Source organism: Streptomyces sp. NPDC049597, assembly GCF_040675505.1.
Classification (GTDB): domain Bacteria; phylum Actinomycetota; class Actinomycetes; order Streptomycetales; family Streptomycetaceae; genus Streptomyces.
The window spans coordinates 17830-30831 of sequence record NZ_JBFAOY010000034.1; the positions used below are offsets into that span (position 1 = coordinate 17830).

Annotated in this window: 9 protein-coding genes; 1 reads left to right on the plus strand and 8 read right to left on the minus strand. The window is 73.8% G+C overall.

Annotated features, from left to right (window positions below):
- Positions 1-474: 474 nt before the first annotated feature.
- The 7 genes from AB0K02_RS28625 to AB0K02_RS28655 form a co-directional block, all read right to left on the minus strand.
- Complete coding sequence (locus AB0K02_RS28625; RefSeq protein ID WP_365995436.1) at positions 475-1215, minus strand: hypothetical protein; 741 nt, start codon at positions 1213-1215, stop codon at positions 475-477.
- Complete coding sequence (locus AB0K02_RS28630) at positions 1212-1844, minus strand: RNA polymerase sigma factor (RefSeq protein WP_365995437.1); 633 nt, start codon at positions 1842-1844, stop codon at positions 1212-1214. The genes AB0K02_RS28625 and AB0K02_RS28630 overlap by 4 nt, the downstream gene beginning before the upstream one ends.
- Before the next feature lie 154 nt (positions 1845-1998).
- On the minus strand, positions 1999-3150 hold the full coding sequence (locus tag AB0K02_RS28635; protein WP_365995438.1) for an XdhC/CoxI family protein: 1152 nt from the start codon (positions 3148-3150) through the stop codon (positions 1999-2001).
- A gap of 44 nt (positions 3151-3194) precedes the next feature.
- Positions 3195-4676 (minus strand): NCS2 family permease, encoded by a 1482-nt coding sequence (locus AB0K02_RS28640; RefSeq protein ID WP_365995439.1) that lies wholly within the window; start codon positions 4674-4676, stop codon positions 3195-3197.
- A 257-nt stretch (positions 4677-4933) separates the two neighbouring features.
- Entirely contained in the window at positions 4934-7339 is a 2406-nt protein-coding gene (locus AB0K02_RS28645) for a molybdopterin cofactor-binding domain-containing protein (RefSeq protein ID WP_365995440.1), read from the minus strand.
- 2 nt (positions 7340-7341) lie between these two features.
- Positions 7342-7911, minus strand: a complete 570-nt coding sequence (locus tag AB0K02_RS28650) for a (2Fe-2S)-binding protein (RefSeq protein ID WP_365995441.1) — start codon at positions 7909-7911, stop codon at positions 7342-7344.
- A gap of 2 nt (positions 7912-7913) precedes the next feature.
- Positions 7914-8804: a xanthine dehydrogenase family protein subunit M gene (locus AB0K02_RS28655; protein WP_365995442.1), complete on the minus strand. Its 891-nt coding sequence runs from the start codon at positions 8802-8804 to the stop codon at positions 7914-7916.
- Positions 8805-9088: 284 nt separating this feature from the next.
- On the opposite strand from AB0K02_RS28655, the gene AB0K02_RS28660 reads away from it, so the two are divergent.
- A complete protein-coding gene (locus AB0K02_RS28660) occupies positions 9089-10777 on the plus strand; it encodes a PucR family transcriptional regulator ligand-binding domain-containing protein (protein ID WP_365995443.1) in 1689 nt (562 codons plus the stop codon).
- 523 nt (positions 10778-11300) lie between these two features.
- Here the strand turns inward: AB0K02_RS28660 and AB0K02_RS28665 are convergent.
- Positions 11301-12956, minus strand: coding sequence for an ABC transporter ATP-binding protein (locus AB0K02_RS28665; protein ID WP_365995472.1), 1656 nt, complete (start codon positions 12954-12956; stop codon positions 11301-11303).
- Positions 12957-13002: the final 46 nt, after the last annotated feature.

A 13002-nucleotide genomic window follows, 5' to 3' on the forward strand; every position in this document is an offset into this window, starting at 1 on the left:
CCGCCCCGCTCTCTGGCCCCGCCCCCGTCCCCCGGCGGCCGCCGCCGGCCCCGCCGCCCCCCGCCACCGGGCCCGCCGGACCCCCGAGAGGGCGTCCGGCAGGCCCGCGCGGTTCCGCGGGGCTCGCCTTCACGGGCGGCGGGCCGCCCCGCGCCACCGGACGCGTACCGTGAAGCGGACGCCTTGCCGCACCGGCCCGCTCACGTCCGCCGACGGCGTCCCGCGGCTACACCGCCCGCCGTGTCGTGGACCGACATCCACCCTCACGGGGTGGGCTGCGCCCGGCAGTCGGGCACGGCTCGTCCGCACGCCCGAGGTGCGGGCCACCCTGCAGCGCGGATCTGCCGCCGCCCGCAGTCACGGGGCCGAGCGCCGTCCGGCAGCCGGGCACAACCTGGGCCGCACACGCGCGTGAGGCCGCCCGGCAGCCGGACCCGGTGCCCAACCAGCAGCGGGGCCCGGCAGCCGCGGTGCTCAGTCCTTCGGGAACTGACCGTGCCGCGGCGAATCGTTCCTGTCCCTGCCCGGGGATGTATCCGGTGCGTCGGCGGCCGGCGGGGCGGATCGCTTCGGGCCACTGCCGCCGGAGCCGGATCCTGCGTCCGGCTCGGCCAACACATCGGCGCAGTACGCCGCGACGGCCTGCGGGCCGCCCGCCGCCTCCTCCAGCCGCTCACGCATCGCGCCCACCCCGGCCTCGTCGTCGAGCCGCCGCGCCTTGGCGTACGCGCGGCAGTGCGCCTCGTCGTCCTTCGCCGTCGGCGGGCGCTCGCCCCGGGCGGCGGATGCGTCCGGCGTGGGCGGCGCGGACCCCTCGTCAGGGGTGTCCGGGGCCGGCTCCCCGTCGGTCGAGGCGCCGGGCACGGGGCCGGGCCGCTGCGGCGGCGGGTCGCCGAAGGGCGCCGGGATCGCGCCGGCCGCCATCGCGACTCCGCCGAACAGCACACCGGCCACGAGCGCGGTGATGCCCGCCTTGAGCCCTCGTGCGCGGATGCGCGGCGGGGCCGCGGGGCCCCAGTCGTCCTCGGGACGGGTGGGCAAGGAGAGTGCGCCTTCGGCGCGCGCGGCGCGGAAGGCCGCCAGCGCGCGTTCGGCGCGCTCCGGCTCGACGGGCGCCGGGCGCGCGGCGGCGGCCAGCACCTCGTCGAGCGCCGGGGGCGTGGGCTGCGGCTCGGGCCCGGAGCCCGCCGCGCCTCCAGATCGGTTTTCGGTCATCTCGCCCCTCCCAGCGCACAGGGGTCCGAATCTGTCACACGACCCTTCGGCCGGAGTGAGGCGAGGTGCTTCTCCAGTCGCTTCAGGCCGCGGTGGGTGGCCGACCGGACCGCGCCGGGCCGCTTGCCGAGCACACGGGCGGCGGCCGGCCCGTCCAGTCCGATGACCGTCTGGAGCAGTACGGCCTCGGCCTGCTGGCGCGGAAGCCGGGCGATGAGCGCCAGTGCCGCCTGGGTCGAGACGGTCTCGAACGCCTCCTCGGCCGTGTCCTGACGAGCCGGCAGCTCGGCGAGGTCGTTCTCGAGGAACGTGCCGCGCGGACGACTCCTGACGCGGCGCAGGTGGTCGATGGCCCGGTTGCGCGCGATGCTCGCGGTCCAGGCGCGGAAGCCGGCCCCGTCGCCGCGGAAGCGCCCGATGTCACGGGCGATTTCGAGCCAGGCGTCGGAGGCCACGTCCTCCGCGTCGTCGCCGACGAGTCCGCGCAGGAACCCGAGGAGTGGGGGCTGGACGATCCGGTAGGCCCGGGAGAAAGCGGCCTCGTCACCCTGCTGCGCTCTCGCGACCGCGTCACCGAGCTCCGTGTCGTGCGCCGCCTGCGCACGTCGGTCGCCCCGCTCCTTGCCCACTCGTTCCTCTTCGTCATTGCGGTCACGTCATGCCCATGACCATGACCCGCGTGTGTCCCCCCGCACACAACTCAGCGCCAGGACCCACAGAAACGTCACAGCTGACAGGAGCGGGACGGCACGGACCACGTGCCGCGCGCTCCGCCGGACGGGGCTACGCCACCGACCCGATCCGGCCCGCCACGGCGTCGGGTCCGTCGTGGTGGATCGGCGTGTGGGCGCCCGTCAGCGAAACGCCGCTGCCGCCCCGGCGGTTGGCCACGATCTCCGCGCCGATGGACAGCGCCGTCTCCTCCGGTGTGCGCGCGCCGAGGTCGAGGCCGATCGGGGATCGCAGCCGGGCGAGTTCCAGCTCGGTGACGCCGACCTCACGCAGCCGCCTGTTGCGGTCCTCGTGGGTGCGGCGCGAGCCCATCGCGCCGACGTACGCGACCGGCATCCGCAACGCCCGTTCCAGGAGCGGGACGTCGAACTTGGCGTCGTGGGTCAGGACGCACAGGACGGTGCGGCCGTCCACCTCGGTGGACTCCAGGTAGCGGTGCGGCCAGTCGACGACGATCTCGTCCGCGTCCGGGAAGCGGGTCCGCGTGGCGAAGACGGGCCGGGCGTCGCACACGGTGACGTGGTAGCCGAGGAACTTGCCCACCCGCACGAGCGCGGAGGCGAAGTCGATGGCACCGAAGACGATCATGCGGGGCGGGGGCACGCTCGACTCCACGAGCAGGGTCAGCGGGCGGCCGCAGCGCGAACCGTCCTCGCCGATGACGACGGTCCCGGTGCGGCCGGCGTCCAGCATGGCCGCGGCCTCGGCGGCCGCCGTGCGGTCCAGCTCGGGGTGCCCGCCGAGCGATCCCTCGCAGCCGCCGTCGGGGCGTACCAGCAGGGCGCGGCCGGCCAGTTCCGCGGGGCCGTCGGTGATGCGCGCGACCGCCGCTGCCTCCCCTCGGGCGGCGGTGGCCAGCGCGGCCGCGAACACCTCCCTGCCGGGAGCGTCCACGGGTACGGGGGTGACGAGGACGTCGATGACGCCGCCGCACGTCAGGCCCACGGCGAACGCGTCCTCGTCGCTGTATCCGAAGCGTTCCAGGACGCTTTCGCCGTCCTGGAGCGCCTGGGTGCACAGGTCGTAGACCGCGCCCTCCACACAGCCACCGGAGACCGAGCCGATCGCCGTGCCCTCGCTGTCGACGGCGAGCGCGGCGCCCGGCTGGCGGGGCGCGCTGCCCCCGACGGCGACGACGGTGGCGACGGCGAACGAACGGCCCTGCTCGACCCACCGGTTCAGCTCTTCGGCGATGTCCAGCATGTCGGTCTCCTCTGGATGAAGGTGTGCGGAGGGCGGCGGAGGTGCTACTTGATTCCCAGCCAGCCCTCGATCGGATTCAGGGCGAAGTAGGCGAGGAACACGGCGCACAGGACCCACATCAGCCAGCCGACGTCGCGCGCCCGGCCCTGGACCGCCTTGATCAGGACGTGGGCGATGACACCGGCGGCGATGCCCGCGGTGATGGAGTAGGTGAACGGCATCAGCACCGTGGTCAGGAAGACCGGGATGGCGGTGGCCGAGTCGTTCCAGTCGATGTGCTTGGCGTTGGTCATCATCATCGAGCCGATGACGACCAGCGCGGCCGCGGCGACCTGGGTCGGGATGAGCTGCGCCAGCGGGGTGAAGAAGAGGCAGAGGGTGAACGCGAGACCGGTGACGACGCTGGCCAGGCCGGTGCGCGCGCCGTCGCCGACGCCGGCGGTGGACTCGACGAAGACGGTCTGGCCGGAGGCTCCCGCGAGGCCGCCGATCGCGCCGCCCGCGCCGTCGATGGCGAGGGCCTTGTTGAGGCCGGGCATCTTGCCCTTGTCGTCGGCGAGGTCGGCCTGCTGGCCGATGCCGATGATGGTGCCCATGGCGTCGAAGAATCCGGCCAGCACCAGGGTGAAGACGATGACGCCGACGGTGATGCCGCCGACGTCGGCCATGCCGTCGAAGGAGACGGCGCCGAAGAGGCCGAAGTCGGGGGTCGAGACGATCGAGCCGGTGATCTCGGGCGCGTTCAGACCGCCCCAGGCGGCCTTGTCGAGGCCGGCGAACTGGTGGACGACCGCGGCGAAGAGCGTGCCGCCGACGATGCCGATGAGGATCGCACCGGGGACCTTGCGCACCTGGAGCAGGAAGATCAGCAGGACGGTGACGGAGAAGCAGAGCACCGGCCAGCCGGTGAGCATGTCGTGCGTGCCGAGCTGGATCGGCTTGGCGCCGGCGATGCCGCCCTCACCGGGCATGGAGGTGACGAATCCGGCCTGGACGAGGCCGATGAGACAGACGAACAGACCGATGCCCATGGTGATGGCGTGCTTCAGCGCCAGGGGGATCGCGTTCATGATCAGTTCACGCAGGCCGGTGACGACGAGCAGGACGATCACGGCGCCGTAGATGACGCACATGCCCATCGCGTTCGCCCAGGTCATCTCGGGCGCGACCTGGAAGGCCATCACGGCCGAGACGCTGAGTCCGGCGGCGAGGGCCAGCGGCACGTTGCCGATGAGGCCCATCACGATGGTGGTGGCGGCCGCGGCGAAGGCGGTCGCGGTGGTCACCTGGTCACCGTCGAGCTTCGCGCCGGTCGCGTCGGGCACCGACAGGATCACCGGGTTCAGCAGGACGATGTACGCCATCGCCATGAAGGTGGTGATGCCGCCACGCACCTCCTGCCCGATGGTGGAGCCTCTTTGGGTTATGTGGAAGTACCGGTCGAGCCAGGACCGGCCGGCGGGCTGGCGCGTACCTGCGCCGGCGTCCTCCGCCGTGGTCCTCGGCTCAGTGGACTGCTGGGTCATGGTGCCTACTCCCAAGGTTCACAGGGGCACCCGCCGGAAGGATTTCGGTGGCGGGATTTGGGAAGGTGCTTCGGCTGCACGACCCGGGGGACGGCCCGAGACGAACCTGCTCTGCGGGTACTGCTCGTACTGCGGGGTGGTGCTGTGGCCGCGAGCGGTGCGGCACTCGGGTTTTCTCCGGGCGGCACGGGCGGTGCCGGAAGTGGCGTTCCTTGGGAGGCATGGCACGCACCGCCCGGAGAGGTGGTGGGGATCTGTCAGGTGCCGGTGAGGTGCTCGGGGCGCACCGGCGTCCTGTTCAGTTCGAGACCCGTCGCGTTCCGGATCGCCGCGAGGACGGCCGGGGTGGACGACAGGGTCGGGGCCTCGCCGATGCCGCGCAGCCCGTACGGGGCGTGGTCGTCGGCGAGTTCGAGCACGTCGACCGGGATGGTCGGCGTGTCGAGGATGGTGGGGATCAGGTAGTCCGTGAAGGAGGGGTTCCTGACCTTCGCGGTCTTCGGGTCGACGATGATCTCCTCCATGACCGCGACGCCCAGGCCCTGGGTGGTGCCACCCTGGATCTGGCCGACGACGGACAGCGGGTTGAGGGCCTTGCCGACGTCCTGGGCGCAGGCGAGCTCGATGACCTTGACCAGGCCGAGCTCGGTGTCCACCTCGACGACCGCCCGGTGGGCGGCGAACGAGTACTGCACATGGCCGTTGCCCTGGCCGGTGCGCAGGTCGAACGGCTCCGTGGGGCGGTGGCGCCACTCGGCCTCGACCTCGACGGCCTCGCCCTCCAGGACGTCCACCAGGTCGGCGAGGACCTCGCCGCCGTCGGTGACGACCTTGCCGCCTTCGAGCAGCAGCTCGGCGGTGGCCCAGGCCGGGTGGTAGGTGCCGAACTTGCGGCGCCCGATCTCCAGGACCTTCTCGCGGACCAGCTCGCAGGAGTTCTTCACCGCGCCGCCGGTGACGTACGTCTGGCGGGAGGCGGACGTGGAGCCGGCCGAGCCGACCTGCGTGTCGGCGGGGTTGATGGTCACCTGGGTGACGCCCAGTTCCGTGCGGGCGATCTGGGCGTGGACGGTGACACCGCCCTGGCCGACCTCGGCCATCGCGGTGTGGACGGTCGCGACCGCCTCGCCGCCCACGACCTCCATGCGCACCTTTGCGGTGGAGTAGTCGTCGAAGCCCTCGGAGAAGCCGACGTTCTTGATGCCGACCGCGTAGCCGACGCCCCGGACGACGCCCTCGCCGTGCGTGGTGTTGGACAGGCCGCCGGGCAGCGCGCGGACGTCGGCGCCCTCGGTGGTCTCCCACTGGCGCTCGGGCGGCAGCGGGCGGGACTTGACGCGACGCAGCAGCTCGGCGACGGGGGCCGGGGAGTCGACCGGCTGCCCGGTGGGCATGATCGTGCCCTGTTCCATGGCGTTGAGCCGGCGCAGCTCCACCGGGTCCATGTCCAGCTTCGCCGCGAGCTTGTCCATCTGGGCCTCGTAGGCGAAGCACGCCTGGACCGCGCCGAAGCCGCGCATGGCGCCGCAAGGGGGGTTGTTGCTGTAGAGAGCGATCGCCTCGATGTCGACGTCGTCGATGACGTACGGGCCGACGGAGAGCGAGGCGGCGTTGCCGACCACGGCCGGGGAGGCCGAGGCGTAGGCGCCGCCGTCCAGCACGATCCGGCACCGCATGTGCGTGATCTTGCCGTCCTTGGTGGCACCGTGCTCGTACCAGAGCTTCGCCGGGTGGCGGTGGACGTGCCCGAAGAAGGACTCGAACCGGTTGTAGACGATCTTCACCGGCTTGCCGGTGCGCAGCGCCAGCAGGCAGGCGTGGATCTGCATCGACAGGTCCTCGCGACCGCCGAAGGCGCCGCCGACGCCGGACAGCGTCATGCGGACCTTCTCCTCGGGCAGGCCGAGGACGGGGGCGATCTGGCGCAGGTCGGAGTGCAGCCACTGCGTGGCCACGTACAGGTCGACCCCGCCGTCCTCGGCGGGCACGGCCAGGCCCGACTCGGGGCCGAGGAACGCCTGGTCCTGCATGCCGAAGACGTACTCGCCGGAGACGATCACGTCCGCCCTCTTCGCGGCCTCGTCGACGTTGCCGCGGACGATCGGCTGGCGGTGCACGATGTTGGGGTGCGGGACGTGACCGGCGTGGTGGTCGTTCCGGCCCGGGTGCAGCAGCGGCGCGTCGGGGGCGGTCGCGGAGGCCTCGTCCGTGACGACGGGCAGCTCCCTGTACTCGACCTTGATCTTGGCGGCGGCGCGGCGCGCGGTCTCCGGGTGGTCGGCGGCGACCAGGGCCACGGGCTCGCCGTGGTGGCGTACGACGCCGTTGGCGAGGACCGGGGTGTCCTGGATCTCCAGGCCGTAGTTCTTCACCTCGGTGGGCAGGTCGTCGTAGGTGAGGACCGCGTAGACGCCGGCCTGCGCCAGGGCCTCGGAGGTGTCGATGGAGACGATCTCGGCGTGCGCGACGGTGGAGCGCAGGATCTGGCCCCAGAGCATGTCCTCGTGCCACATGTCCGAGGAGTACGCGAACTCGCCGGTGACCTTGAGCGTGCCGTCGGGGCGGAGCGTGGACTCGCCGATGCCGCCCTTGGTCCTGGACCCCTGGGTGACCTTGGTGGGAGTGCCCGCCGGGGCGGAGGCGACTCGGGTGTGCTGCGTCATCGTCAGACCGTCGCTTCCTGGTGTCCCTGACGTTCGCCACGGGCGGCCGCGAGGCGGACGGCGTCGAGGATCTTCTCGTATCCGGTGCAGCGGCAGAGGTTGCCGGACAGGGCCTCGCGGATGTCCTCGTCGGTGGGCGACGGGTTGCGCTCCAGCATCTCGTCGGCGGCGACCAGCAGGCCCGGGGTGCAGAAGCCGCACTGCACGGCGCCCGCGTCGATGAACGCCTGCTGGATCGGGGAGAGCTCGGTGCCCTCGCCGGTCTGCGAGTCGGTGCCCCTGGCACTGCCGCAGGCACCCGTCCCGCAGGACTCCTCGCGCTGCTTGGCGTAGTCGGCGAGGCCCTCGACGGTCACGACCTCACGGCCCTCGACCTGGCCGGCCGCGACCAGGCACGAGCAGACCGGGACGCCGTCGAGTCTGACGGTGCAGGAGCCGCACTCGCCCTGCTCACAGGCGTTCTTGGAGCCGGGCAGCCCCAGGCGCTCGCGCAGGACGTAGAGCAGGCTCTCGCCCTCCCAGACGTCGTCCGCCTCCTGGCGGCGTCCGTTGACGGTGAAATTGACGCGCATGCTTATGCAGCTCCTTCAAGCGTGCGGGCGGTGCCGCGGTACTGCTCCCAGGTCCAGCCGAGCGTGCGGCGGGCCATGATGCCCACCGCGTGACGGCGGTACTTGGCGGTGCCGCGCACGTCGTCGATGGGGTTGCAGGCGCCGGAGGCGAGCTCCGCGAACTGCTTGGCGATCGAGGGGGTGATGATGTTCCCGTTCTCCCAGAATCCGCCTTCTTCGAGCGCGGCGTTCAGGAAGTCCTCCGCGGCCTCGGCACGCACCGGCGTGGGGGCGGCGGAGCCGATGCCGGTGCGCACGGTGCGGGTCTTGGGGTGCAGGGCGAGGCCGAAGGCGCAGACCGCGATCACCATCGCGTTGCGGGTGCCGACCTTGGAGTACTGCTGGGGCCCGTCGGCCTTCTTGATGTGCACGGCGCGGATGAGCTCGTCGGGGGCCAGCGCGTTGCGCTTGACGCCCGTGTAGAACTCGTCGATCGGGATCAGGCGGGAGCCGCGCACCGACTCCGCCTCGACCTCGGCGCCCGCGGCGAGCAGCGCCGGGTGGGCGTCGCCGGCCGGGGAGGCGGTGCCGAGGTTGCCGCCGACCCCGCCGCGGTTGCGGATCTGCGGGGAGGCGACGGTGTGGGAGGCGAGTGCGAGGCCCGGCAGCTCGGCCCGCAGATTCTCCATGATCTTGGTGTACGGAACGGAGGCACCCAGCCGGACGCTCTCTCCCCCGACCTCCCACTCGGTCAGCTCACCGATGCGGTTCAGATCCAGGAGGTACTCCGGCCGACGGTGGTCGAAGTTGATCTCGACCATCACATCGGTGCCACCCGCGATGGGGACAGCGGTGGGGTGCTCGGCCTTGGCGGCGAGCGCCTCCTCCCAGCTGGCGGGGCGAAGGAAGTCCATGAGTGGCTCTCTTCTTCTTGTCTCGGGGTCGTCGCAACGGGCCCGGGACGGCCGGCCCTCGACTGGATGTTCATGTGCTCTTCACGCGGTGTGGTCCAGTACACAAGGCGGGATCCGAGCGGTGCAGTCACTGAAACCATGAAGGAGTTGGCTGGTCTCCTCTTTCGTCTTGTAGATTCGAACGAAAGGCGGGGATCAGCAACCTCACCGTTTCCCCCCGGAAACCGTGGCCAAAGAATCTCTGGCCGGAACGTGCAACAACGAGACAGATCGGTGGCGACGAGATGCGGCTGCGCGCACTGCTGGAGACCGACGCGCTGGGGCTGCGGCTGCTCGGCGGCGAGGAGGAGCTCGACCGCGGTGTACGGGGCGTGATGACCACCGACCTCCGGGACCCGAGCCGGTACCTGTCGGGCGGCGAACTGGTGCTGACCGGCCTCGCCTGGCGGCGCAGCGCCGAGGACTCGGAACCGTTCGTCCGCATCCTCGCGGGCGCCCAGGTCGCGGGGCTGGCCGCGGGCGAGGCGGAGCTCGGCGACATTCCCGACGATCTGGTGCAGGCGTGTTCCCGCCACCGGCTGCCGCTGTTCGCTGTGAACGAGTCCGTTGCGTTCGCGACCATCACCGAGTACGTCGTGCGGCAGGTCTCCGGGGAGCGCGCCGGGGACCTCGCGGCAGTCGTCGACAGACACAGAAGGCTGATGACCTCCGGTCCGGCGGGCGGCGGCCCGGACGCGGTGCTCGACCTCCTGGGCTCCGACCTGGACCTGCGGGCCTGGGTCCTCTCCCCCACCGGGCGGCAGATCGCGGGCGCCGGCGAGGGTCTGACCGCGCAGACCGGCGCGGCACTGGCCGCCGAGCACCTGGCGGCGGTACGGGCCGGCCGGCGGGCGCCGCACCGGGCGGTGGTCGGGGGCGTGACGTACTCGCTCTTCCCGATCCGTAACACCGGCCGGGGGGCGGTGGCCGCGTCCCGGGACGTCCGCGAGAACGTGCTGTCGGACTGGCTGCTGGCCGTCGAGGCCGACGCCGGGGACTGGCCCGCGGCCCGTCTGGACCTGCTGCAGGGCGTCACCCAGCTGATCGCCGTCGAACGCGACCGGCGGGAGGCGGCCCGCACGGTCCGGCGCCGCCTCGCCCAGGAGGTCCTGGAGCTGGTCCAGACGGGCGCCGCGCCGGCGGAGATCGCCGCCCGGCTGCGGGTGGCCGCGCCCGTGCTGCTGCCGGGTCTGGGGAGCGCGCCGCACTGGCAGGTCGTCGTGGCCCGGGTGGACTGGGGCGCGGACTCCGGCATCGAGGCGGGCCCGGTCGCGCAGTCGCTGCTGGAGGAGATCCTGGTCGACCCGTCGGCCGCCGGAGCGGACTCCGCGGACCGGATCGCCGTGGCGCACACCGGTGACGAGGCCATCGCGCTGGTGCCGCTGCCGGCGGTGAGCCCCCTCGGCCTGGAGGAGAACGCCACGCCGCCCTCGGACGCCGGTCTGCACGCCGACGCCCTGCTGGAGTCCGTACGCGCCCCGCTGTCGGCCGGCCTCGACGGCGACGGCCGCCTCACGCTGGGCGTCAGCGCGGCCGTGCACTCGGCGGAGGGCCTGCGCGGCGCGCTGGAGGAGGCCCGCCACGCCCGCCGCGTGGCGGCGGCGCGCCCCGGCCGGGTGTGCGCGGCCGGCCACCACGAGCTGGCATCGCACGTGCTGCTGCTGCCGTTCGTGCCGGACGACGTGCGCCGGGCGTTCACGGCCCGCCTGCTGGACCCGCTGCGGGACTACGACCGCCGCCACCGCGCCGAGCTGATCCCGACGCTGGAGGCGTTCCTCGACTGCGACGGCTCCTGGACCCGCTGCGCGACGCGCCTGCATCTGCACGTGAACACGCTGCGGTACCGGGTGGGCCGGATCGAACAGCTGACGGGCCGCGATCTGTCGCGGCTGGAGGACAAGCTGGACTTCTTCCTGGCGCTGCGGATGAGCTGACGCGGCCGCGGGGCTGGGGCGCGGCCCCCGCCCCTTCGGCCCGCAGGCCGGCGACACCGCCGCATCGCCGCCTGGCCCGGGCGCAGCCCCCGGCTTCCCCGCCGCCGCTGGGGCGCGCCGGTCCCGGCGCGCAGCGCCGTTGTCCTGGCCACCACTTCTCCAAGGGCCACGGGCCCCAAGGGACCGCGCCAGGGGCCGAAGCCACCACATCAGTGCGCGGCCGGGCGCGGCTTGCAGCTCCCGGCCGCGCAGAGGCTGACAGCCCAGCCGCCCGGCCGGGCCCGGCGCGCGGCGAAGGACGCTGCTCCGGCACCCCAACTCCCCGCAGAGGCCGTGTCCTCCAGAGACCACACGCGAGGGCAGAGCCGCCACATCACAGCGTCCCGGGGCGCACCCCCGGTTGCCACCGCGTCAGCGCGCCCGGCCTGGGAGGGTGGCCCCGGATCCGGGCGCCGGGGGGCAGCCGCCGCAGCGGTGCGGGGGCCGGCGCTCGCGGTTTCGGGGGCGCCGCGGGCGGGGCGCGTCAGCGTGACAGGACGCGGGCGAACGCGCCCCCCTCCTCCGTCAGTTCGGCCCACGTACCGACCTGCACCACACGGCCCGCCTCCAGCACCGCGATCCGGTCCGCACGGCGGATCGTCGAAGGGCGGTGGGCTATCAGCAGCGTCGTCCGCGTGCTCGGGGCCGCCGCGAGGGCCGCGGACACCGCCGCGTCGCCCTCCGCGTCCAGGTTCGCCGTCGTCTCGTCGAGGACCAGCACGCGTGGCTCGGTCATCAGCGCCCGCGCCAGCGCGATACGGGCGCGCTGGCCGCCCGACAGCGTCGTGCCGCGCTCCCCGACCGCGCTCTCGTACCCGTCGGGCAGACCCTCGGCGATCCCGTCGACGCCCGCGATCCGCGCGGCCCGGGCGAGCGCGGCCGCGTCGGCGTCCGGTGCGGCGAGGCGCAGGTTCTCCCTCAGCGTGCCGTGGAACAGGGGCGCGTCCTGGCCCACCACCGCGACCGCGCGCCGCAGTTCGGGTTCGGCGACCTCCCGCAGGTCGACGGGGTCGCCGGTCCGCGGCACCAGTTCCACCGCCCCCGCGGCCGGGTCCCAGAAGCGGGCCACCAGATGCGCGCACGTCGACTTGCCGGCGCCCGACGCTCCGACGAGGGCCAGCGTCTCACCGGGCCGGACGGCGAGGTCGACGCCGTCGAGCACGGGCGCGCCGCCGTAGTCGAAGCGCACGCCCCGCAGCCGTATGCCGAGCGGCCCCTCGGGCAGCGCGCGCGGCACGGCGGGGGCCGGTGCGCCGGCCGGGGCCCGTACCGCCGCACCGACCCGGGCCGCCGCCGCCCGCAGGCCGCCCGCCTGCCCGAGCGCGGCCGACGAGTCGGCGACCGGCGCGAGCACGCCGAGGGCGAGTGCCATCGCGGCGGGCGCCCACGCGCCCGCGACGGTGTGCGCCGCGACGAGGACGACGCCGACGACGGCCGCGACCACGAGCAGGTCGCGGACGGCCGAGGCGTCCGCCTCCCACGCCTGTTCGGCCCGTTGGGCGTCGCCGAGCCGGCGGCCGTGCGCGCGCAGCCGCTCACGGCGGCCCTCCAGCGCCCCGAACGCGAGCAGTTCCCGCAGTCCGTCGACGGTTTCGACGGTCTCCGCCGACAGGTCGGCGGCCGCGGAACGGGTACGGGCCCCGCGCGCGGCGCGTCCCCGAGCCTCGAGAACGGGGGCGAGGACGAGCAGGACGGCGACGGGCAGGACGGCGAGCAGCAGCCACGGGTCGAGGGCGGCGAGGACGACGGTGCCTCCCCCGAACACCACGCCGGAGGCGATCAGTTGGGCCACGGCATGCGCGTAGAAGAACTCCAGTGCCTCCACGTCGCCGAGCGCGGCCGACGCCAGGTCGCCGCTGCGGCGGCCCCCGACGCGCGCGGGCGCGCTGCGGGCGAGGCCGTCGAAGACGCGGACCCGCAGCTCGGCGAGGACCCGGTAGGCGAGGTCGTGCGAGAGGTCCATCTCGCGCCAGGTCGCGAGCGCGCGGACGAGGACGAGCCCGACGAGCGCGGTGATCGTGCCGGGACCGGGCGCGGTGGACGAGACGACGGCCGTGCCGACGGTGTGCGCGGCGAGGGTGACCAGGGCGACGAGCGTGGCCTGGTCGGCGAGCGCCGCGCCGAAGGTGCGGACGGTCATGGCGCGGTGTGCGCCGAGGACGGGCAACAGGGCGCGCAGGGCGCCG

What these genes read in the sequence shown, in the direction of transcription:
- AB0K02_RS28625 (WP_365995436.1), bottom strand. Translation starts at nt 1,215, where the DNA reads ATGACCGAAAACCGATCTGGAGGCGCGGCGGGCTCCGGGCCCGAGCCG.
- AB0K02_RS28635 (WP_365995438.1), bottom strand. Translation starts at nt 3,150, where the DNA reads ATGCTGGACATCGCCGAAGAGCTGAACCGGTGGGTCGAGCAGGGCCGT.
- AB0K02_RS28640 (WP_365995439.1), bottom strand. Translation starts at nt 4,676, where the DNA reads ATGACCCAGCAGTCCACTGAGCCGAGGACCACGGCGGAGGACGCCGGC.
- AB0K02_RS28645 (WP_365995440.1), bottom strand. Translation starts at nt 7,339, where the DNA reads ATGACGCAGCACACCCGAGTCGCCTCCGCCCCGGCGGGCACTCCCACC.
- AB0K02_RS28650 (WP_365995441.1), bottom strand. Translation starts at nt 7,911, where the DNA reads ATGCGCGTCAATTTCACCGTCAACGGACGCCGCCAGGAGGCGGACGAC.
- AB0K02_RS28655 (WP_365995442.1), bottom strand. Translation starts at nt 8,804, where the DNA reads ATGGACTTCCTTCGCCCCGCCAGCTGGGAGGAGGCGCTCGCCGCCAAG.
- AB0K02_RS28660 (WP_365995443.1), top strand. Translation starts at nt 9,089, where the DNA reads ATGCGGCTGCGCGCACTGCTGGAGACCGACGCGCTGGGGCTGCGGCTG.
- AB0K02_RS28665 (WP_365995472.1), bottom strand. Translation starts at nt 12,956, where the DNA reads ATGACCGTCCGCACCTTCGGCGCGGCGCTCGCCGACCAGGCCACGCTC.